Here is a 20,940-nt window from a genome sequence, read left to right as displayed (position 1 = left end):
ATGTCGAGGCACGTTCTCAGCCTCCTCGTGGAGGACAAGCCGGGTCTGCTGACCCGCGTCGCCGGCCTGTTCGCCCGCCGCGGCTTCAACATCGAGTCGCTCGCCGTGGGCGTGACCGAGGTGCCGGGTCTGTCGCGCATCACGGTCGTCGTCGATGTCGAGGGCCTTCCGCTCGAGCAGGTGACGAAGCAGCTGAACAAGCTGATCAACGTCATAAAGATCGTCGAGCTCGACCCGGCCAGCTCGGTGCAGCGCGAACACGTGCTGGTGAAGGTCCGCGCCGACAACGCCAGCCGATCCAACGTGCTCGAGGTCGTGAACCTCTTCCGCGCGTCGGTGGTCGACTACGCCCCGGACGCCATCGTGATCGAGATCACGGGCGACAAGGGCAAGGTCGACGCGTTCCTCAGGGCCATCGAGCCGTTCGGTGTGAAAGAGCTCGCGCAGTCGGGCCTGCTGGCCGTCGGTCGCGGCAGCAAGAGCATCACCGAGCGCGTGCTGCGCGGCTGACCTCCCACCCTTTCCACACACCCCGGTCCCGTCGCGGGACCTGTATCCAAGGAGAAAGCATCCCCATGGCAGAGATCTTCTACGACGACGACGCCGACCTCTCGATCATCCAGGGCAAGAAGGTCGCGATCGTCGGCTACGGTTCGCAGGGTCACGCGCACGCGCAGAACCTCCGCGACTCCGGCGTCCAGGTCGTCATCGCGCTTAAGGACGGCTCCAAGTCCGCGGCCAAGGCGCAGGAAGAGGGCTTCGAGGTCAAGAGCGTCGCCGACGCCACCGAGTGGGCCGACCTCATCATGATCCTGGCCCCCGACCAGCACCAGCGCTCGATCTACGCCGACTCCATCAAGGACAAGCTCACCGAGGGCAAGACGCTCGCGTTCGCGCACGGCTTCAACATCCGGTTCGGCTACATCGACGCCCCCGAGGGCGTGGACGTCATCCTCGTCGCCCCCAAGGCCCCCGGCCACACCGTCCGTCGCGAGTACGTCGCCGGCCGTGGCATCCCGGACATCATCGCCGTCGAGCGCGACGCCTCGGGTTCGGCCTGGGACACCGCCCTGTCGTATGCCAAGGCCATCGGCGGTACGCGTGCCGGTGTCATCAAGACCACCTTCACCGAGGAGACCGAGACCGACCTGTTCGGTGAGCAGGCCGTCCTGTGCGGCGGCATGAGCCACCTCGTCCAGTACGGCTTCGAGACGCTGACCGAGGCCGGCTACCAGCCCGAGATCGCGTACTTCGAGGTGCTGCACGAGCTCAAGCTCATCGTCGACCTGATGTGGGAGGGCGGCATCGCCAAGCAGCGCTGGTCGATCTCGGACACCGCCGAGTACGGCGACTACGTCTCGGGCCCCCGTGTGATCTCTCCCGATGTCAAGGAGAACATGAAGGCCGTTCTCGCCGACATCCAGTCGGGCGCGTTCGCACAGCGCTTCATCGCCGACCAAGACAACGGCGCTCCCGAGTTCCTCGCTCTCCGCGAGAAGGAGCAGGGTCACCCGATCGAGGCCACCGGCAAGGAGTTGCGTGGCCTGTTCGCCTGGAAGCAGCAGGACAGCGACTACACGGAGGGCAGCGCGGCGCGCTGATCCTCGTCTCGGACGCCCCGGAACCCTCGTGGTCCGGGGCGTCCGCCATTGCGGCGGGGCGTCGCCATGGTGTCGGAGGGCGACGCTACCGTGGAACCGTGAGCACACCGCGCGACGACGACGCCCTCTCCTGGGGCGGTGACGACGATCCGACGCTCGACGTCGGTGAGAAGCGGGTACCCGACCCTGCCACCGAGCCCGAGCCCGAGCCGCTGGCGGCCGAGGCGGAGCCGCTCGCGGGCGAGCCCGAGCCGCTCGCGGCCGGAGCAGCGTCGTCGTCGGCCGAGGGCCGGCCGGTCGCGCAGCATCCAGGGTCCGAGTCCGACGCGGGCGACGCTGAGGCGGATGCCGATCGCTCGGCACCGCTCGGAAACGTCGGGCTCGTGGGCATCGGCATGATCGCGGCGACGTTCGTGCTCTTCGCGGTCGGCTGGCTCGTCGCCGGCCTGCGCCTGCGCGGCCTCGGACTGCCGATCCCCGACGTGACCGTGCTGTCCCTGACCATCGGTGCTGCTCTGGCGCCGCTCGTGTGGTTCGTCGCCGTGCTCGCGCTCACCCGCCGTTGGCGCACGTGGCAGCGGTTCCTCGTGCTGATCCTCGGCATCGTGCTGCTCGTTCCGTGGCCGTTCCTGTCGTTGGGAGCCTTCGCATGAGTACCGCTGCGCGCGAGCGTCACCTGCCCACGTTCGTCGTGGTCACCATCGCCGGCCTCTTCGGTCTCTTCTACGCCTTCGTCGTCTGGAGTTCGGTCGCGCTGCTGATCCAGCAGGTGAACGGTCCTCTCGGGCTGAACGGCCTGGGCTGGTTCGTGTACATCCTCCCGATCGTGTTCCCCCTGGTGGCCTTCGGTGTGGCGTTCGCGATCGGTGCGCGTCGGCGCGCGGGGGAGTTCTCGCTCGCGCTGCTCACGGGCCTGACCGTCTCGGCAGCGTTCTGGCTCGCGATCGTCGGCTACGGCACGACGTCGTACGGGTTGTACGGGGGTTGAGCGTCACAGTGTCCGGCGTCGCTCGGACGCCGCGCTAGGCTGGCAGACGGCCCGCACGGGTCGCGCGCCCGGTTCGCGCCGGCGGTGCGCGGCGGTGCGCGCCGGTCCCGTGCACCGTTTCGAAGGACTCATCCGTGACCAAGCCCGTCGTGCTGATCGCCGAAGAACTCTCTCCCGCCACGATCGACGCGCTCGGCCCCGACTTCGACGTGCGCAACGTCGACGGGACCGACCGCCCCGCCCTGCTCTCGGCCCTGGCCGACGCGAACGCGGTGCTCGTGCGTTCGGCGACCAAGATCGATGCCGAGGCGATCGCCGCGGCGCCGGTCCTCAAGGTCGTCGCCCGCGCCGGCGTCGGGCTCGACAACGTCGACATCAAGGCCGCTACCGCGGCCGGGGTGATGGTCGTCAACGCTCCGACGTCGAACATCATCTCCGCGGCCGAGCTGACCGTCGGTCATGTCCTGAGCCTCGCGCGTCGCATCCCGGCCGCCCACGCCTCGCTGGCACAGGGACTGTGGAAGCGCAGCTCCTTCACCGGCACCGAACTGTTCGAGAAGACGATCGGCATCGTCGGGCTCGGCCGGATCGGTGCCCTCATCGCCGCGCGGCTGCAGGCGTTCGACATGCGGGTCATCGCGTACGACCCGTACGTCACGGCGACGCGCGCGCAGCAGCTGGGCGTGCAGCTCGTCTCGCTCGACGAACTCCTCGAGCAGAGCGACTTCGTCACGATCCACATGCCGAAGACGCCCGAGACCACCGGCATGATCGGCGCCGAGCAGCTGCGTCGCATGAAGAAGACGGCGTACGTCATCAACGTCGCGCGCGGCGGACTGATCGACGAGGACGCGCTGTACGACGCGCTCACCTCGGGCGAGATCGCCGGGGCCGGTCTCGACGTCTTCTCGACCGAGCCTCCGGCCGAGGGCGGTCCGGCACGCAGGCTCCTCGATCTGCCCAACGTCGTGGTCACCCCCCACCTCGGTGCGAGCACCGAGGAGGCGCAGGAGAAGGCGGGCGTCTCGGTCGCACGCTCGGTCAAGCTCGCGCTCGAGGGCGATCTGGTCCCCGATGCCGTCAACGTCGCCGGCGGCGCGATCGACCCGTTCGTCCGCCCCGGCATCGCCCTCGTCGAGATGCTCGGCCAGTTCTTCAGCGGCCTGGCCGACAGCGCCCTTTCGAGCCTCGACATCGAGGTGCGCGGCGAGCTCGCGGAGTACGACGTCAGCGTCTACCGCCTCGCCGCGCTCAAGGGCATCTTCAGCCGCATCGTCAGTGAGACGGTCTCGTACGTCAACGCCCCGCTCTTCGCCGAGCAGCGCGGAGTCGAGACACGTCTGATCGTCGAGGCCGACAGCCCGCTGTACCGCAACATCACGATCCTGCGGGGCACCCTCGCGGACGGTTCCACCCTCGAGGTCGCCGGCACGCTCGCGGGCACCCGCATGGTGCCCAAGGTCGTCGGCATCAACGGGTACGAGATCGAGGTCCCGATCGAGACGCACCACCTCGTGATGCGCTACGCGGACCGTCCCGGAATCGTCGCGATCTACGGTCAGAAGCTCGGCGAAGCAGGGATCAACATCGCGGGGCTCCAGGTCGCCCGACCGGATGCCACGGGCCGCGCGCTCTCCGTGCTCACGGTCGACTCGCCCGTGCCGGACGAGATCCTCGCCGCGATGCGCGAAGCCGTCAACGCCGATCTGTTCCGGCAGATCGAGATCGTCGAGAGCTGACGCTCGGAGGACGTGAAGAGGGGGTCGCGGGTGCGGCCCCCTCCGTCGTTGCTGGGCGCGACCGCGGACCTCAGCGATCCGCACAAGGTCAGTGGCATCCCGGCGCGGCGAACGGAGGTTGTGCGGATCGCTGAGGTTGCGCTCCCGCGCACCGGGCAGATGAAGCGCCGTCGGAGGCGTCGCAAGGCCGGAGTGCGGCGGACGACGGGGCGTCAGGTGGTGGCGGAGACCACGGCCGCGATGAGCGCGTCGAGGTCGGGGCCCTCCACCGCGGTGCCTGCCACCGCATTGAGATCGAGCACGGCGTTGAAGTAGAGGCCGTCGCTGACCAGGAGAACGATCTGCAGGGCTGTCTCGTCACGCGTGTGCGGGCGCAGGCTCTCTTCCCACAGTTCGCGAACGCGCCTCAGGCTCGCGGATGCCGCGTCGTTACCGTTCTGAGCGAGGCGCGAGACGGCCAGGATCGTGACGTCGAGCGGTGAGCCGGTGTTCTGAGAGGAACGCAGGTGCGCCGCCACGACGCCTTCGTCCGACTTCTCGATCTCGTCGACGTCCTGCTGAGCCAGCGCCTCGAGGCGCTTCACCAGGGCCTCTTCGAGGGCACTCTTCGAATTGAAGTGGTACAAGAGGCCGCCCTTGGAGACGCCCGCGGCGCGAGCCGTGGCATCCATCGTCGCCGCGCGTTCTCCGTCGTCGACGAGGATGCGAGTGAAGGCATCGAGGACGGCTTCGCGGGCGAGGGGAGGGCGGCTCATGGCTCCTCGATCGTAGTGGCGTGACAGCGCTCCTGTGATACTATACCGGCTGGACGGTTTAGAAACGGAACTCGGAAGAATGCTCACCTCGTCGTTGCCCACACAAGAGATCAACGCACCCCGCGCCGGCTGGCACGGGTGGTTCGCGCTGGCCGTGCTGATGCTGCCGGTGCTGCTCGTCTCAGTCGACAACACGGTGCTCAGCTTCGCCCTCCCCGAGATCGCCCTGTCCCTGCAGCCCTCCAGCATCGAGCAACTGTGGATCATCGACGTCTACCCGCTCGTCCTCGCCGGGCTCCTCGTGACGATGGGTACCCTCGGCGACCGCTTCGGTCGCCGGCGCCTCCTGCTGATCGGCGCCACCGGGTTCGCCGCGGTCTCCGCGCTGTCGGCGTTCGCCCCCACGGCGGGGGTGTTGATCCTCGGCCGTGCGCTCATGGGTGTGTTCGGCGCGATGCTGATGCCGTCCACGCTGTCGCTGCTGCGGAGCATCTTCCGCGACCGCGACGAACGGCGCCTCGCCATCGCGGTCTGGGCATCGGGGTTCTCCGCGGGCGCCGCTCTCGGCCCGATCGTCGGGGGATTCCTGCTCGAGCACTTCACCTGGGGTTCCGTCTTCCTCATGGCGGTGCCCGTGCTGGTCCCGCTCCTGGTCCTCGCCCCGTTCTTCGTTCCCGAGAGCCGTGACCCGGCACCCGGCCGCTTCGATCCCCTGAGCGTGCTGCTGTCGCTCGCGACGATGGTGCCGATCGTTTACGGCATCAAGAAGCTCGCGGTCGACGGGCCGACGTCGCTCGCCCCCGCGCTGTTCGTCATCGGTATCGTCTTCGGCTGGCTGTTCGTCCGGCGCCAGCGCACCTTGGCCACGCCGATGCTCGACATGTCGCTCTTCCGCCGGGGGACGTTCTCCGGCGCGATCCTGGTCAACCTGCTCAGCGTCGTGGGTCTGGTGGGGTTCCTCTACTTCGTGGCGCAGCACCTCCAGCTCGTCGTCGGGCTCACGCCGATGGTGGCGGGCCTCGCGCTGCTTCCCGGCCTCGTCCTGATGATCGTCGCGGGACTGGCCGTCGTCCCCGTGGCGCGGCGGTTCGCGCCGCGGCGCGTGGTGCCGGCCGCGCTCGGCTTCTCGGTGGTCGCCTACGTGCTCGTGGCGTCCTCCACGGCAGACCTGTTCCTCCTCATCGTGGCGTTCGGTCTCCTCGGCGTCGGTATCGGTGCGGCCGAGACCGTCTCCAACGAGCTCATCCTCTCCAGTGCGCCGCCGGCCAAGGCGGGAGCCGCCAGCGCCGTCTCCGAGACGGCGTACGAGGTGGGCGCCGTGCTCGGGACGGCGGTGCTGGGCGGCATCCTGGCCGCGTTCTACCGGGCGCAGCTCGTGCTCCCGGCGGGTCTTCCTGACGCCGCGGCGCAGGCGGCGCGTGAAACCCTGGCCGGAGCCGTCGCCGTCTCGAACACGCTCGACGATGCGGCGCTGGCGGAGTCCCTGCGTCTCGCCGCCGCACACGCCTTCGATTCCGGTGTCGTGGTCACGGCGCTCATCGGCGCGGGTCTGATCGTCGTGGCGGCCGCCATCGCTGCCACTACCCTGGGAGGAACCCGCGGCGCGTCGACGAAGTGATGCGCCCTGAGCGCTGAGGAGTGCGATGTCGCGCGTCGTGAAACTGGCCGTCATCCCCGGTGACGGCATCGGTCCCGAGGTCGTCAGCGAGGCCGTGAAGGTTCTCGATGCGGTCACCGCCGAGTCCGGCGTGACGTTCGAGAAGACGCCGTTCTCGCTGGGCGCGGGGCGCTATCTCGACACCGGCGACACCCTCACCGACGACGACCTGGCCGCGATCGCCGAGCACGATGCGATCCTCCTCGGTGCCGTGGGCGGCGTTCCGGGCGACCCGAGGCTCAAGGACGCGAACATCGAGCGCGGGCTGCTGCTGAAGCTGCGCTTCGAGCTCGACCACTACGTGAATCTGCGTCCCTCCAAGCTCTACCCCGGAGCCGTGGGTCCGCTCGCGAACCCCGGCGACATCGACTTCGTGGTCGTCCGCGAGGGCACCGAAGGTCCGTACGTCGGCAACGGCGGGTCCATCCGTCGCGGCACGCCCCACGAGGTGGCGAACGAGACCTCGGTCAACACCGCCTTCGGGATCGAACGCGTCGTCCGTTACGCCTTCGACCTCGCCGAGCGACGCCGCAAGAAGCTCACACTCGTGCACAAGACCAACGTGCTCGTGCACGCGGGCGGCATGTGGAAGCGCATCGTCGACGCTGTGGCATCCGAACACCCCGGGGTCGACGTAGACTACCTGCACGTCGACGCGGCCACGATCTTCCTGGTCACGAACCCCAGCCGCTTCGACGTGATCGTCACCGACAACCTCTTCGGCGACATCCTGACCGACCTGGCCGGCGCCGTCACCGGTGGCATCGGCCTCGCCGCTTCGGGCAACATCAACCCCGACGGCGCGTTCCCCTCGATGTTCGAGCCCGTCCACGGATCGGCGCCCGACATCGCGGGCACCCAGAAGGCCGATCCCACGGCCGCGATCCTCTCCGTCGCCCTCCTGCTCGACCACCTCGGGCTCGAAGACGAGGCCTCCCGCGTCACCCGTGCGGTGGAAGACGACATCGCGGCACGGGATGCCACGACGCGAACCACCGCGCAGATCGGCGACGCCATCGCCGAGCGCGTCCGGGCGTAACCTGGACCGATCGGCCCGCGCCGCCACCCGCGCCCCCGACACCGTGCGAAAGAGACCATGACGACCATCGACACCGACCCCGACACCGGACTCGACCCGCTCGAGTTCGCCGTCACCCGCAACCTCGCCGCGAAGAGCCCCGCTCAGCGCGATGAGATCCTCGCCAACCCGGGCTTCGGGCAGACCTTCACCGACCACATGGTCGACGTCTGCTGGTCCGTCCGCGGGGGCTGGCATCGCCCGCGCGTCTCGCCCTACGGTCCGATCTCGCTGGACCCGGCCGCAGCGGTTCTGCACTACGGCCAGGAGATCTTCGAGGGCATCAAGGCCTACCGCCACGCGGACGGGTCGATCCACACCTTCCGCCCCGATCAGAACGGCCGGCGTCTGCAGCGTTCGGCGCGCCGCCTCGCGCTCCCGGAGCTTCCGGTCCCGTACTTCCTGCAGTCGCTGCGCGAGCTGATCGCGGTCGACGGCGCGTGGGTGCCCTCGGGCGCCGATCAGAGCCTCTATCTGCGTCCGTTCATGTTCGCCAAGGAGGCGTTCCTCGGCGTGCGTCCCGCGCACAAGGTCGCGTACTACCTCATCGCGAGCCCCGCGGGAGCGTACTTCAAGGGCGGCGTGCAGCCGGTGTCGATCTGGCTCAGCGAGGACTACTCGCGCGCCGGCAAGGGAGGCACGGGAGCGGCCAAGACGGGCGGCAACTACGCCGCCAGCCTGCTTCCGCAGTCCGAGGCGTACGAGAACGAGTGCGACCAGGTCGTGTTCCTCGACCAGGACCGCAACGTCGAAGAACTCGGGGGCATGAACGTCGTGTTCGTCTACAAAGACGGCACGATCGTGACGCCCCAGTCCGATTCGATCCTCGAGGGCATCACGCGCGACTCGCTCCTGCAGCTCGCGCGCGATCGCGGGCACCACGTCGTCGGACGCAACGTCTCGCTCACCGAGTGGCGCGAGGGCGTGGCATCCGGTGATATCGTCGAGGTGTTCGCGTGCGGGACCGCCGCCGTCGTCACCCCGATCGGGACGCTCAAGGGTCGCGACTTCATCGACGAGCAGCCCACGGGCACGCTCGCGCTGGAGTTGCGTCAGGAACTCACCGACATCCAGTACGGCCGCGCCGAAGACAGGCACGGCTGGCTGTACCGTCTCGACGCCTGACCGCGTCCTCCTCGAAGGGGTCCCCGCCAGGGGGCCCCTTCGGCGTCCTCCGGCGCGCAGCACGGTCTACACGTATCCCTCGGCAGCGACGCCCGAGCGGGGCGTTCGTGTCGTGTCCACGTGTCATCACGGCGAGGCGGGACGGGATCGGACTCCCGGATGCCATGTCCGGGGGCCCGGATAGGCTGGGAGCGTGAAGATCGCTCGGTTCAGCCACCAAGACACCCTCCGTTACGGAATCGTCGACGACGCGGAGCTCGTCGTGCTCGCGGGCGACCCGCTGTTTGCCGGCTTCGACACCACGGGGGAGCGGATCCCGGTGTCCGAGGTGACTCTCCTCGCGCCGGTCATCCCGCGCTCGAAGGTCGTGTGCATCGGCAAGAACTACCACGACCACGCCGCTGAGATGGGGGGCGAGGCGCCCGCCGAACCGCTGATGTTCCTCAAGCCGAACACCGCGGTCATCGGCCCCGACGACGTCATCGTGCGTCCGACCGCTCTCAGCTCCCGTACCGACTACGAGGGCGAGGTCGCCGTGGTGATCGGGCGGATCGCCAAGAACGTCCCGGCCGAGCGCGCCGCGGAGTACGTCTTCGGCTACACCGTGGCCAACGACGTCACGGCGCGTGACCTCCAGAAGCGTGACGGTCAGTGGACCCGTGCCAAGGGATTCGACACGTTCTGCCCGGTCGGTCCCGTCATCGAGACCGAACTCGACACGGATGCCGCGATCATCACGACCCGCGTCAACGGCGAGGTGCGGCAGAACGGGCCGATGTCCGACATGATCCACTCCGTGCCCGACCTCATCGCTTACGCCTCGTCGGTGTTCACACTGCTGCCGGGCGATCTGATCCTGACCGGGACGCCCGCCGGTATCGGTCCTTTCGAGGCGGGCGACACCGTCGAGATCGAGGTGAGTGGTATCGGGGTTCTGCGCAACACCGTGCGCGATGCCTGACATCCCGGGCGGTGCCACCCCGCCGGGTGCTGCGGCCTCGGGCGCTGCCGCGGCGATCGATGTCGCGGCCGTGCAGCGCAGGACCGTCCGGGTGCTCGCGGCAGGCCAGGTGCTCTCAGGTGTGGCGTTCGGCTCGACGCTGTCGCTCGGGGCGCTCCTCGCGGCCGACCTGTCGGGCCAGGAGGCGTTGTCCGGCTTCGCGACGGCGGCCGTGACGCTCGGTGCCGCGCTGACCGCGATCCCGCTGGCGCGGCTGGCGTCGGCCCGCGGCCGTCGGTTCGCACTGAGCACCGGTAACATCGCTGCTCTCGTCGGCATCGCCGTGGTGATCCTCGCCGCCGCCACGCGGGTGTTCCCGCTGCTGCTGGTGGGCATCGCGCTGATCGGTGCGGGCAACGCCGGCACCCTCCAGGCCCGTTTCGCCGCCACGGACCTGGCGAGCACCGCACGCCGGGGCCGTGATCTCGCGACGGTCGTGTGGGCCACGACGGTCGGCGGCGTCGTCGGGCCCCTGCTGCTGGCGCCGGGGGAGGTGCTCGGCGCGGGCATCGGGATGCCGCGACTCACGGGCGCCTACCTGTTCTCGTTCGCGGCGCAGGCGTGCGCTCTCGCGCTGTACGTCCTCGTTCTCCGGCCCGATCCACTTCTGCTCGCGCAGCGTCGAGAGCGTGAGAACGCCGCCGCCGCGATCGCCGGCGCGGTCGCGGACCGGCCCGCGCTGGCCCGCTACGCGATGTTCGCCGTGGCCGCTTCGCACGTGACCATGGCATCCGTCATGGCCATGACGCCCGTGCATCTGTCGCACATCGTCGCTCCCGATGCCGTGACGCTCGCGGTCGGAGTGACCATCGCGCTGCACGTGTTCGGCATGTACGGGCTCTCGCCGGTGTTCGGCATTCTCGCCGACCGCGCCGGCCGTATACCCGTGGTGCTTCTCGGGCAGGTGCTCCTCGCGGCGGCACTGGCCGTGGCATCGACGCTGTCGTGGTCGCAGGCGGGAGTCCTCGTGGCCCTGATCCTGCTGGGCCTGGGCTGGAGCGCATCGACGGTCGCCGGTTCGGCGTTGCTCACCGAGGCGACCCCGCTGGCGTCCCGCCCGCGACGTCAGGGTCGCAGTGACACGCTCATGACGGCGTGCGCGGCGGTCGGATCGATCCTCGCCGGGGTGATCCTGGGCGCCGCGGGCTACGGCGGGCTGGCACTGTGGGCGCTCGTCCCCGTCGCGGCGGTCAGCCTGGGCGCGATCTGGGTCAGCTCACGACGCTGACCGGGCGCCGCTCCTGCAGTGCCGAGATCGCCCGGTCGAGGTCGTCCTCGTCGTTGAAGACGTGGAACGCGACGCGCGCGCGTCCCGCGCGTCCAGAGGCGACGATCCCGGATGCCGTCAGCCGAGCGAGCGCGGAACCCTCGGTGTCGGGCCACGTCACGATCGCCGAGGGGCGCACCGGCTCCTCCAGGCCCAGCGCGCCGCGGAACCGCGCCGCCAGGCCCGTGGCGTGGGCATGGATCGCGGTCCCCTCGGCGGAGGCGAAGAGGTCGAGGGCCGGCGCTGCGCCGACGAACGCCTGCCACGCGGGGGAGACGTCGAAGCGTCGCGCATCCGCGGCGAGTCTCGCCTCGGCCCCGTAGCAGGACGCCCACGGGTCGTGGCCGGAGTACCACCCGGCCTGCACGGGTCGTAGCTGCCTGGCGAAGTCGGGGGAGAGTGTGAGGAAAGCGACTCCGCGCGGGGCGCACAGCCACTTGTAGGCGTGGCACACCGTCGCGTCGAACAGGGTGGCATCCACCGGCAGCCATCCCGCTGCCTGCGTGAGGTCGCAGAGGGTGCGTGCCCCGCTCCGCGCGGCGGCGGCGGCGATGGTGGCGGCATCCGCGACCTCGCCGGTGGCGGACTGCACCATCGAGAACGCCACGAGCCACGTGTCGGCCGTGATCTCGTCGGCCAGATGTCCCAGGGGCACGCTGCGGAGCCGGACGCCGCGGCCGGCGTGGGCGAACGGCGCGACGAGAGAGGCGAAGTCGCCTTCGGGGCAGAGGACCTCGGCTCCGTCGGGCACGTTCGCGGCGATGAGCGAGACGGCGACCGAGGTCTGCGCGGCGATCGCGACACTGGACGCCGGGGCGTGGACGAGGCGGGCGTACGCGTGCCGGGAGTCCTCGACGGCACGGCCGGCGGCGGCGAGATCGGGTCGACCGGAAGCCGCCGCATCGAGATCGGCCTTCAGCGCGGCGACCGTTGCCCGCGGTGGCAGGCCCAGCGTGCAGGCCGCGAGGTAGTCGCGGCCACCGGTGAAGTGGGAGGCGAGTGTCATGCGTCCAGGGTGCCCGGGAGTCGTGTATTGCACTACCGGAGGTTTTGCATGGGAAACATTCCGCGTGCTTATGTAAGAAGATGGCTGACGCGCTCCCCGACGACGCGCTCGACGCGCATTCCCTGCGCGTGGTGAAGGCGATCGCTGACACCGGATCGATCACCGGCGCCGCACACGCGCTCGGTTACAGTCAGCCCGCGATCAGCCAGCAGTTGCGACGGCTGGAGCGGCGGGCCGGCCTGCCGATCGTCGAACGGGTGGGGCGCGGTGTGCGCCTGACCGAGGCCGGGTGGGTGCTGGCCAGGCACGCGGCGGCCGTGACGACCGCGCTCGATGCAGCGGCGGGGGACCTCGCCGAATTGCGGGGGATGCGCGCGGGACGCGTTCGCATCGCCGCGTTCCCGTCGGCGTCGTCGACCGTCGTTCCTCGAGTGATCGCGACCCTGTCCGTGCGGCGGCCGGGGGTCGCGCTGAGCTTCGTCGAAGCCGAACCGCCCGAAGCGATCGCTGCGGTGCGCGAGGATCGAGCCGACATCGCGCTGGTCTACAGCTTCCCGGGGGACCGGCGGGCGCAGGGGGAGACCGCCGCCACGGGCCTGACGGTGCGAACCGTGGGAGCCGATGACACGGTCGTCGTCGTCCCCGCCGATCACCCGGCCGCCGCCGACGAGCCTTTCGACTTGTCGCTCCTGGCGGGGGAGCGGTGGATCGCGGGCTGTCCGCAGTGCCGCGGGCACCTGCTCGAGGCGTGCGGCCGCGCCGGATTCACCCCTGACATCGCATTCGAGACCGACAACTACGTCGCCGTCGAGAATCTCGTCGCCCAGGGGGTCGGCGTGGCGATTCTGCCAGGGATGGCCGTGGCATCCCTTCCGCTCGTCGCGGGGATCGCCGTGCCGCGGCTTCCCGCGGCGGAGGCGCGCACGCTGCACGTCGTCACCGCCCGCGGAGCCCATCGCGTACCCGCGGTCGGCGCAGCCCTGCGCGTCGTCGACGAGGTGCTCGGCGACCACCCTCAGCGCGGCTCCCGGCGCCCCGGACGGAAGAGCGTCGCCGAGTAGGATCGAGGTGATGTCTGCCACGCCCGATCCCCGCACCACGACCGCTACCGGCGCCGATGTCCGCGTCCGGTTCTGCCCGTCCCCGACGGGCCTGCCGCACGTCGGTCTCATCCGCACCGCCCTGTTCAACTGGGCGTACGCGCGCCACAACGGCGGCAAGCTCGTCTTCCGCATCGAGGACACCGACGCTGCGCGCGACAGCGAGGAGAGCTACCAGCAGTTGCTGGCGGCCCTGCGCTGGATGAACATCGACTGGGACGAGGGCGTCGAGGTCGGCGGCCCGCACGCACCGTACCGGCAGTCGCAGCGGCACGAGATCTACCGCGACGTGCTCGCGAAGCTCGTCGCCGCTGGCGCCGTCTACGAGAGTTACTCCACGGCTGAGGAGATCGACGCCCGCAACGAGGCCAACGGCCGCGCCAAGCAGCTCGGCTACGACAACTTCGACCGTGACCTGACCGACGAGCAGAAGGCGGCGTTCCGCGCCGAGGGTCGCGAACCCGCGTGGCGTCTGCGCGTGCCCGACGAAGTCCTCACGTTCGTCGACCTCATCCGCGGGGAGGTGACCTTCCCGGCGGGGTCGTTCCCCGACTTCGTCATCGTGCGCGCGGGCGGTGTTCCGCTCTACACGTTCGTGAACCCGGTGGACGACGCGCTCATGGGCATCACCCATGTCATCCGGGGTGAAGACCTCATGCCGTCGACGGCCCGCCAGCTCGCGCTCTACCGCGCATTGATCGACGCGGGCGTCACGTCGTACGTGCCGCGATTCGGTCACATGCCACTGGTGCTGGGCGAGACCGGCAACAAGAAGCTGTCCAAGCGCGACCCTCAGGCCGACCTGTTCCTGCAGCGCGAGAAGGGCTTCGTCCACGAAGGCCTGCTGAACTATCTCGCGCTGCTGGGATGGTCGATCGCGCCCGACCGCGACGTGTTCTCGCTCGACGAACTCATTGCCGCGTTCGACATCGCCGACGTCAACCCCAACCCGGCCCGCTTCGACCAGAAGAAGGCCGAGGCGATCAACGGCGACCACATCCGCATGCTGGATGCCGAAGACTTCGCCGCCCGTATCGTGCCGTACCTGGCGGCCGCCGGCTATATCGCCGAGGAACCGTCCGACGAGCATCGTGCGCTCATCGCCGCGGCGGCGCCCCTCGTCCAGGAGCGCGTGCAGCTGCTGGGCGAAGTGCCCGGGATGCTCGGCTTCCTCTTCGTCGACGACGTCTCGTACGCCGAGGATGCTCTGAAGGGTTTGCCGGCGAACGCGGGGGAGGTGCTCGTGGCGTCCGTCGGAGCACTGGAACTCGTGCCCGAGTCCGAGTTCACCGCTGCTGCCGTGCAGGACGCGCTCTCCCGCGCGCTCGTGGACGACCTGGGCCTCAAGCCCCGTGTCGCGTACGGTCCGCCGCGCGTCGCGCTCACCGGCCGCCGCGTGTCTCCGCCGCTGTTCGAGTCGATGGAGCTGCTCGGCAAGGCCGCGACGCTCCGCCGCCTCGACACCCTCGTCCAGCACCTCGGCTGACCGGCGCTTCGCGGCGAGCCCGCGCCCACGCGCTCGGTTGTCTCGCTCTGGACGTCGAAGCGTCGGGATGCCGGGCACCTCCGCCGCGACGCGCGCGGGCGGTCCTCGGTTTGGCGCTGGGCCACGCGTCACGTAAGCTTGCTCCTCGGCACGAACTCCGGTTCTGCGCCTTGGGGTATGGTGTAATTGGCAACACGGCTGATTCTGGTTCAGTTGTTCTTGGTTCGAGTCCAGGTACCCCAGCAACGAATCGCTAGAGTTCTCTAGGAAGTCCGGCTCCCTCCTCACTCCGTCGAGTGGCCCGATCTGGCGTCTGGTGACCAGATTGGTGACCAGAAACCCCCACCGGGTGCGGTTCGCGGTGGTCTCTGCCGATGAGGTACGCACTCGGCCCCGCTCGTTCGCGTGGGTACCTACTCCGCACCTGTCTGGCATGGAAGCTCATGCACGCATCGAGGTCGAGCCCGCGTTCCTGACCCAGGCCGAGGTCGCCGTGCTGCTGGGCGTGCCCGAGCGCACGCTCGAAGGCTGGCGGCTCACGAAGTCCGGGCCGCCGTGGCTGAAGCTCGGCCGGCACGTCAAGTACGACCGCGACGACGTGCTCGCCTGGGCTCGGGAGCAGCGTCATGGCTAGGCCGAAGATCGCCGCGGGCGAGGTCGGCCAGGTGCAGGTGACCCAGCTCGCGAACGGCAAATGGCGGGCACGCGCCCGGATGCGCATCGACTCCGGCGAGTTGGTGCAGCTCCGCGCTGAGGGCGCCACCGAAGCTGCGGCCCGCGAGGAGCTAATGTCTCGCGCGAAGGCACAGACGACGCATACGAAGGCCATCGTCACCGCCGGATCGACCATCGCGGAGGCGGCGGAGGCGTGGCTGCCGACGGTGAAAGTGCGCGCCGAAAATGGCACGCTGTCGTGGTCGACGTACGAGAACTACGAGGCCACCGTCCGTCTCACGCTCGTCCCCGTCTGTGGCGGGGTCACGCTGGAGGCGCTCACGGTCGGTCGCTGCTCCCGGATCATCCAGAATCTCCTCGCCGACCGGGGCGTGTCCGCTGCGCGGAAGGCGCGCTCGGTGCTCTCGCTCATTTGCGGGTTCGCCGTGCGCGACGATGCGATCCCGACCAACCCGGTGCGCGACGTCACCCGACTGCCGACACCGGAGAAGAAGACCGCGATGCTCACTCCGCAGCAGATCGAGGCGATCCGCGACCTCATGACCCGCTGGCGCGAGACGGAGGGCATGGGGCCGCGCCCGAACTGGCGGGCGCTCGTGGACGGCATGGACATCATGCTCGGCACCTCCGCCCGCGTGGGGGAGTGCATCGGCCTGCGCCGCTGCGACGTTGATATGACCGCCGCCCCGCCGACGATCCTGATCGACGGCACCGTGATCCAGAACAAGGTGCAGGGCGTCCAGCGCAAGAACGCCCCGAAGCGCACCCGCCAACGTCGTCGCGTCGCCCTCCCTGCTCTTGCGGCCGACGCGGTGCGACGCCGACTCGCGCTTGCGGAGAAAGGATCGGAGGCGCTGCTGTTCCCGACGAAGACCGGCAAGCCGATGAGCGTGTCGAACTACGAGCGTCTACTGCGCTCGTTCATCGACGATAACCGCGACGAACTCGTGCGCCTCGGTGTCGAGGTCGACGAGTACTCGACACACATCTACCGGCGCACCACCGCGACGCTCGTGGAGCGCGCGGCCGGACTCACGATCGCGTCACGACTGCTCGGGCACGCGAACGAGATGGTCACCCGCAACAGCTACGTCATCACGGCCGAGCAGGTCGATGTCGTCACCGCCGACATCCTCGACACGATTCTTGGGACGTGAGTCATGCGGCTCGCCGGTCGCGCGGGACCGGCCGCGTACCTTCTCACTGAAGCCTTGCGCGTCTGCGAGTGGAGAGGTAACGTACCTGCATCACAAATCCACGAGCGTGCGGTGGCGGTGTGGAATCTCAACCACCGTAGGTCGGCCGGGGCCGGGTCGAGGCTCGGCGACGGGGGTGTCGATTCGGCACCCCCCGTGAAAAGAACGCCGGTTGTGCCGAGTCGACACCACCGTGGTGGCGCAAATCTTGCACCACCACGAACCCCGGGATTGCAGGCGGTGTCAATTTGCCACCACCGCGCGAGGACTCGGCCATCTGAACTTTGGGAGGCCGGACGGTTCCGTCAATTTGGCGGCACCGTGGACGACGCGGATAAACGTGTTGGACGGCGCGCACGCCCTTCGCTGACGGTCCCGGAAAATTGCCGGGACCGTCGCATCGGACCCTGAAGCGGTCGCCTCCGCACCTCGTGGAGCTATGAACGACCGCTTCGCGCTGTCCGGCCGTGCTGCCGGTTCGCGTCCGCAAACAGATGAGCCCCTGAGGTCGTCATAGAGCCGCTCGGCTGCATCGTTCGGCTCAACGATGCCCGCGCGTCACCAGCGCGCCGCGACCATGTACGGCGCTCCAGGAACCATCGTCGCCACTCTGCCCCAACCGTCTCGACCGCTCATCTGCGCCCCGGCGCAGACGCTCGCGCCACGCGCATCTCCTCAGATTCATTCATGGACGTATGCCACCGCGGGTGGGGCGTGCGCACCTCCCTCATGAGACGACTCGTGAGGAGGCCCGGGGTGAAGGGCGGTGTGATTCTGTTCCGCGGTATCGGCGCGGCCGCGCGCCGATACCTGGAGGCGGACAGGTCGACCGCGGACGAGTATTACCTGGAGGGCGGCACCACGCTCGCGGAGTTCGCTGTCACCGACTCCGCGGGCGAGGTCATCGAGGCACGGATGCTCGACCCGGTGCAGTACGCCGCGTGGGTGGACTGGACGGACCCGATCAGCGGCACATCGATGGGAACCCCGCGCGGCGCGGGCGAGGGGATGCGGGGTTCGCCGCGGTTCGCGGAGATGGTGATCAACGCGCCGAAGTCCCTCTCCATCGCCGCCGCCCTGCACCAGGAGGTCTCTGACGTGCTCGACGTCGCGCAGCAGGATGCGGCGGCGGAGATCCGACGCTGGCTCGCCCAGCACTCGGTTACCCGGATCGGGCCTCGGCACGCGCGAGAGATTGTGTCGGTGCAGCAGTTGCAGACCGTCGCGGTCGCGCACAAGACCAGCCGTGCGGGTGATCCGCATCGGCACATCCACTTCCAGATCGGCACCCGCATCTACGCCGCCGGGAAGTGGCGCGGTCTGGACACCGCGGCGCTGTTCAAGCAGCAGGGTGCGATTCGCGCTCTCGGCACCGCGATCATCGCCGCGCACCCGCAGCTTGCGGCCGTGCTCGGGAAGCACGGGCTCACGCTCGATCCCGTGACGGGAGAGGTCGCGGAGCTGGAGCCGTTCAACGCGGCCCTGTCGAAGCGCGGTGCGCAGGTCGAACGCAATCTCGCCACCTTCGAGGCCGAGTGGGAAGCTGCGCATCCCGGCGAGGAACCGGGGCCGGTGGTGCGGGCGCGGCTGAAAGCGAAGGCGTGGGAGCACGAACGCCCGGGGAAGAAGCCCACGGTGCTCGGCAGCGAGGCCGGCTGGCGCGTGGAGCTCGAAGACGCCGGCTACAGCCCGGATGCACCACGGGCGCACAGGCCTGTACCGGTCGCGCTCGACGAGCTGCGGATCGAGGAAGTCGCCTCTCGTGCACTCGACCGTGCGGCGGCGGGCGCATCGGCGTGGACGGTGCACACGCTGCGCGAGCACGTCACCCGCATCACCACCGAGCACGGCGTCCAAGCCACACCCGAGGAGCTACGAGAGTTCCTGCAACTGGCGACGCAGCTCGCAGCATCGGATTGCCTCTCCGTCCTCCCACCCGGTGTGCCGAAGCCGGAGCACGTCGCGCATCTGACATCGCTGCGCGTCGTCGCTGTCGAGATGGAACTGCGCGACCTGCTCACCGCACGCGCGGAGAAGTCCAACCAGCGCATCCCGGACGTACACAAGCTCGCGGTGCAGGCGGGCCTGGACGATGAACAGGAGCGGGCGGCCTCCGTCGTCGCATCCGCCAACCCGCTCGTCGTGGTCGAAGGCGCCGCGGGGTCGGGTAAGACGACGATGCTCAAGACGGCCATCGAAGCCGCAGCAGCCGAGGGCCGTGGGATGCGGGTCGTCACGCCGACGAAGAAGGCCGCCGACGTCGCTGCCCAGGACCTCGGCATCCCGACCGACTCCGTGGCCGCGCTCGTCTACGCACACGGATTCCGGTGGAACAGCGACGGCGTGTGGACACGCCTCAAGCTCGGTGACGCCGATCCCGAGACCCGGAGCATCTACCGTGGCCCGGCGCACAATGCGCGGCTCGCACTTGGTGACCGGATCGTTGTCGACGAGGCAGGGATGCTCGACCAGGACTCCGCCCTCGCCCTGTTGCAAGTCGCGGACGAGGCCGGGGCGACTGTCGCGCTCGTCGGAGACCGGGCGCAACTCCCCGCCGTCGGACGCGGAGGCGTGCTCGACATCGCCACCAAACTCACCCCAGCAGTCGTCGACATGACGAGCCTGCACCGCTTCACCGACCCCGCGTATGCGGCGCTCACGCTCGAGCTGCGGCATGCCCGGAACCCCACCACGATCTTCGAGCGGCTGAACGAGCGCGGACTGATCGTCCTGCACGAGACCGATGAGGACCTGCAGGCGGTCATCGCCACGACGACGAGTACAGCGGATGCGATCACCGCGGCGACGAACGACGAGGCCCGGGCATTGAACGAACGCATCCGCGCCGAGCGCGTCGACCGCGGCAAGGTTGACGACGCGCGGACGGTGTGCGGCAGCGATGGCCTGCCGATCGGTGCCGGGGACGTGATCCAGACCCGCCGCAACGAGCCCGCACTCGGCGTTGCCAACCGGCAGACCTGGACCGTGCAGCACGTCGGCGAAGACGGCTCGCTGAGCATCGTCGAGACCAGCAACGGCCGTAAGCAGCAGCGCACCATGACCTTGCCCGCGGAGTACGTGACCGAGGACGCGCACCTGGCCTACGCGGTCACCGCGTACGGCGTCCAGGGCGCGACCGTGAACGCTGCACACACGTTGCTCTCCGACGCTATCGATGCGGCAGGCGTCTACGTCGGCATGACCCGCGGACGCGAGACCAACAGACTGCATATCGTCGCCAGCGATCTCGCAGACGCGAAGCAGCAGTTCGTCGATGCGCTCTCCCGAGACCGCGCAGACCGCGGCCTGGAAGACGCCACCGAACGCGCCCGTGAGGCCGTCTCGGACCTCGTCGCGGACGGGCCCATGTCCATGGTTGGCGCGGAGCGCGACCGGGTTGTCGAGCGGATCTCGAAGGCTGACGCGGAGCGAGAGCGCTGGCTCTCGGCAGCCGCCAGATTGCACGACCAGTCCCAGCGACACAAAGCCGAATATGAGCCGCAGCGTGAGCTGGCGGAAGCCGCCGACGCGAAGGCTGCTGCCGTGATCGCGGACGTTGTGGAGTCGCTGACACAGGAGGCAGTCGCGGATGGCGCCAAGTTCCTGGCTGCGCAGCAGAACGCCATCGCGGCACGCCGGGCCAAGGAGAGCGCGTCTCGGTTCCGCAAGCGGTCTTCCACCCGCATCGCGAATAACGCAGACGCTCGCAGCGCGGAGACCGAGCAGGCCATGCGTGACCGGTGGCAGAGCGTCCCCCGCAGCGAGAGCAATCTGCCCGCGTGGTCCGAGTCAGTCGCCCAGCACGAAGCCGGCCGCGTGCCCGCGGTCGTCGAAGCACGCGCGGAAGCCACGCAGGCGCGCCAGATCGTCAGGGAGATCATCGCGAGGCAGTCGCGGGAGCACACGGCGCTGTACGAGCGCGTCCTCGGGAACCGGCGTCCGAGCGCGGTTGCCGTGCGGGTGAAGGCCCTGCGCGAGCAGGCGGCGCAGGACCGCCGCTACCTCACCCAGCTTGATGCGCTTCCACCAGATGAAGCGGTCAAGCTCGTCCACGAGCGTGCTACCCAGGCCGAGGCACAGCGCTCGGCTAAGGAAGAGGCGCGGAAGGCAGCAGAAGCCCGTGCAGCTCGACTCCGTGACGACCACCAGCGGCGGCAGCGAGGGACGAGCCGCGACGTTGGGCGACGCCTGTAGAGCAACCGGAAATTGTGCGGTTAGGGGCGCAGGGCGGCGCTTCCTCGTCGGAATGTCATATGTCTACGCCAGA

At 69.5% G+C, this 20,940-nt stretch carries 17 protein-coding genes and 1 tRNA gene; 16 read left to right on the top strand and 2 right to left on the bottom strand.

From position 1 onward, the window contains the following. The 5 genes from ilvN to serA all read left to right on the top strand — a co-directional run bounded on the left by ilvN (position 1) and on the right by serA (position 4,328). Positions 1-510, top strand: a complete 510-nt coding sequence (gene ilvN, locus LL239_RS10290) for an acetolactate synthase small subunit (RefSeq protein WP_228163350.1) — start codon at positions 1-3, stop codon at positions 508-510. A gap of 65 nt (positions 511-575) precedes the next feature. Beyond that, on the top strand, positions 576-1,601 hold the full coding sequence (gene ilvC, locus LL239_RS10285) for a ketol-acid reductoisomerase (RefSeq protein WP_228163349.1): 1,026 nt from the start codon (positions 576-578) through the stop codon (positions 1,599-1,601). 98 nt (positions 1,602-1,699) lie between these two features. Further along, entirely contained in the window at positions 1,700-2,254 is a 555-nt protein-coding gene (locus LL239_RS10280) for a DNA polymerase III subunit gamma/tau (protein ID WP_228163348.1), read from the top strand. Beyond that, positions 2,251-2,589: a bacitracin resistance protein gene (locus LL239_RS10275; RefSeq protein ID WP_228163347.1), complete on the top strand. Its 339-nt coding sequence runs from the start codon at positions 2,251-2,253 to the stop codon at positions 2,587-2,589. Before LL239_RS10280 ends, LL239_RS10275 begins: the two co-directional genes overlap by 4 nt. Positions 2,590-2,723: 134 nt before the next feature. Then, positions 2,724-4,328 carry a phosphoglycerate dehydrogenase gene (serA, locus tag LL239_RS10270; protein ID WP_228163346.1) on the top strand — a complete coding sequence of 535 codons (1,605 nt, stop codon included), beginning with the start codon at positions 2,724-2,726 and terminating at the stop codon, positions 4,326-4,328. Between the two features lie 212 nt (positions 4,329-4,540). Here the strand turns inward: serA and LL239_RS10265 are convergent, their stop codons facing one another. Next, entirely contained in the window at positions 4,541-5,083 is a 543-nt protein-coding gene (locus LL239_RS10265; protein WP_228163345.1) for a TetR/AcrR family transcriptional regulator, read from the bottom strand. Between the two features lie 79 nt (positions 5,084-5,162). Between LL239_RS10265 and LL239_RS10260 the strand changes: the two genes are divergently transcribed. The 5 genes from LL239_RS10260 (at position 5,163) to LL239_RS10240 (ending at position 11,171) form a co-directional block, all read left to right on the top strand. Continuing rightward, complete coding sequence (locus LL239_RS10260; RefSeq protein ID WP_228163344.1) at positions 5,163-6,701, top strand: MFS transporter; 1,539 nt, start codon at positions 5,163-5,165, stop codon at positions 6,699-6,701. 25 nt (positions 6,702-6,726) lie between these two features. Further along, the gene (locus LL239_RS10255) at positions 6,727-7,779 is read left to right on the top strand and encodes a 3-isopropylmalate dehydrogenase (protein WP_228163343.1); all 1,053 of its coding nucleotides are present in this window, start codon (positions 6,727-6,729) and stop codon (positions 7,777-7,779) included. Positions 7,780-7,836: 57 nt separating this feature from the next. Beyond that, entirely contained in the window at positions 7,837-8,943 is a 1,107-nt protein-coding gene (locus tag LL239_RS10250; protein WP_228163342.1) for a branched-chain amino acid aminotransferase, read from the top strand. 193 nt (positions 8,944-9,136) lie between these two features. Then, entirely contained in the window at positions 9,137-9,904 is a 768-nt protein-coding gene (locus tag LL239_RS10245) for a fumarylacetoacetate hydrolase family protein (protein ID WP_228163341.1), read from the top strand. Next, the gene (locus LL239_RS10240; RefSeq protein ID WP_228163340.1) at positions 9,897-11,171 is read left to right on the top strand and encodes an MFS transporter; all 1,275 of its coding nucleotides are present in this window, start codon (positions 9,897-9,899) and stop codon (positions 11,169-11,171) included. Before LL239_RS10245 ends, LL239_RS10240 begins: the two co-directional genes overlap by 8 nt. Here LL239_RS10240 and LL239_RS10235 read toward each other — a convergent pair. Next, a complete protein-coding gene (locus LL239_RS10235) occupies positions 11,155-12,216 on the bottom strand; it encodes an aminotransferase class V-fold PLP-dependent enzyme (protein WP_228163339.1) in 1,062 nt (353 codons plus the stop codon). The genes LL239_RS10240 and LL239_RS10235 overlap by 17 nt on opposite strands. An 80-nt stretch (positions 12,217-12,296) precedes the next feature. Between LL239_RS10235 and LL239_RS10230 the strand changes: the two genes are divergently transcribed. The 6 genes from LL239_RS10230 (at position 12,297) to mobF (ending at position 20,867) form a co-directional block, all read left to right on the top strand. Further along, complete coding sequence (locus tag LL239_RS10230) at positions 12,297-13,277, top strand: LysR family transcriptional regulator (protein ID WP_228163338.1); 981 nt, start codon at positions 12,297-12,299, stop codon at positions 13,275-13,277. A gap of 10 nt (positions 13,278-13,287) precedes the next feature. Next, complete coding sequence (gene gltX, locus LL239_RS10225; RefSeq protein WP_228163337.1) at positions 13,288-14,802, top strand: glutamate--tRNA ligase; 1,515 nt, start codon at positions 13,288-13,290, stop codon at positions 14,800-14,802. Positions 14,803-14,973: 171 nt separating this feature from the next. Further along, positions 14,974-15,045 (top strand) — tRNA-Gln (locus LL239_RS10220). Between the two features lie 190 nt (positions 15,046-15,235). Then, positions 15,236-15,436 (top strand): helix-turn-helix domain-containing protein, encoded by a 201-nt coding sequence (locus LL239_RS10215; protein ID WP_228163336.1) that lies wholly within the window; start codon positions 15,236-15,238, stop codon positions 15,434-15,436. Beyond that, positions 15,429-16,634, top strand: coding sequence for a tyrosine-type recombinase/integrase (locus tag LL239_RS10210; RefSeq protein ID WP_228163335.1), 1,206 nt, complete (start codon positions 15,429-15,431; stop codon positions 16,632-16,634). Before LL239_RS10215 ends, LL239_RS10210 begins: the two co-directional genes overlap by 8 nt. 795 nt (positions 16,635-17,429) lie before the next feature. Continuing rightward, positions 17,430-20,867 carry a MobF family relaxase gene (gene mobF, locus LL239_RS10205; protein WP_228163334.1) on the top strand — a complete coding sequence of 1,146 codons (3,438 nt, stop codon included), beginning with the start codon at positions 17,430-17,432 and terminating at the stop codon, positions 20,865-20,867. Positions 20,868-20,940 lie beyond the last annotated feature (73 nt).

Origin of the sequence: Microbacterium testaceum (assembly GCF_020781835.1) — a bacterium.
Lineage (GTDB): Bacteria > Actinomycetota > Actinomycetes > Actinomycetales > Microbacteriaceae > Microbacterium > Microbacterium testaceum_H.
This window is presented reverse-complemented; position numbering and strand designations above follow the sequence as displayed.

Excerpts from the sequence above, each read along its gene's own strand:
- LL239_RS10260 (WP_228163344.1), top strand. The coding sequence starts at position 5,163 with ATGCTCACCTCGTCGTTGCCCACACAAGAGATCAACGCACCCCGCGCC.
- LL239_RS10210 (WP_228163335.1), top strand. The coding sequence starts at position 15,429 with ATGGCTAGGCCGAAGATCGCCGCGGGCGAGGTCGGCCAGGTGCAGGTG.
- LL239_RS10235 (WP_228163339.1), bottom strand. The coding sequence starts at position 12,216 with ATGACACTCGCCTCCCACTTCACCGGTGGCCGCGACTACCTCGCGGCC.
- LL239_RS10250 (WP_228163342.1), top strand. The coding sequence starts at position 7,837 with ATGACGACCATCGACACCGACCCCGACACCGGACTCGACCCGCTCGAG.
- LL239_RS10275 (WP_228163347.1), top strand. The coding sequence starts at position 2,251 with ATGAGTACCGCTGCGCGCGAGCGTCACCTGCCCACGTTCGTCGTGGTC.
- LL239_RS10230 (WP_228163338.1), top strand. The coding sequence starts at position 12,297 with ATGGCTGACGCGCTCCCCGACGACGCGCTCGACGCGCATTCCCTGCGC.
- LL239_RS10255 (WP_228163343.1), top strand. The coding sequence starts at position 6,727 with ATGTCGCGCGTCGTGAAACTGGCCGTCATCCCCGGTGACGGCATCGGT.
- gltX (WP_228163337.1), top strand. The coding sequence starts at position 13,288 with ATGTCTGCCACGCCCGATCCCCGCACCACGACCGCTACCGGCGCCGAT.
- LL239_RS10265 (WP_228163345.1), bottom strand. The coding sequence starts at position 5,083 with ATGAGCCGCCCTCCCCTCGCCCGCGAAGCCGTCCTCGATGCCTTCACT.
- ilvC (WP_228163349.1), top strand. The coding sequence starts at position 576 with ATGGCAGAGATCTTCTACGACGACGACGCCGACCTCTCGATCATCCAG.
- LL239_RS10215 (WP_228163336.1), top strand. The coding sequence starts at position 15,236 with ATGGAAGCTCATGCACGCATCGAGGTCGAGCCCGCGTTCCTGACCCAG.
- ilvN (WP_228163350.1), top strand. The coding sequence starts at position 1 with ATGTCGAGGCACGTTCTCAGCCTCCTCGTGGAGGACAAGCCGGGTCTG.
- LL239_RS10240 (WP_228163340.1), top strand. The coding sequence starts at position 9,897 with ATGCCTGACATCCCGGGCGGTGCCACCCCGCCGGGTGCTGCGGCCTCG.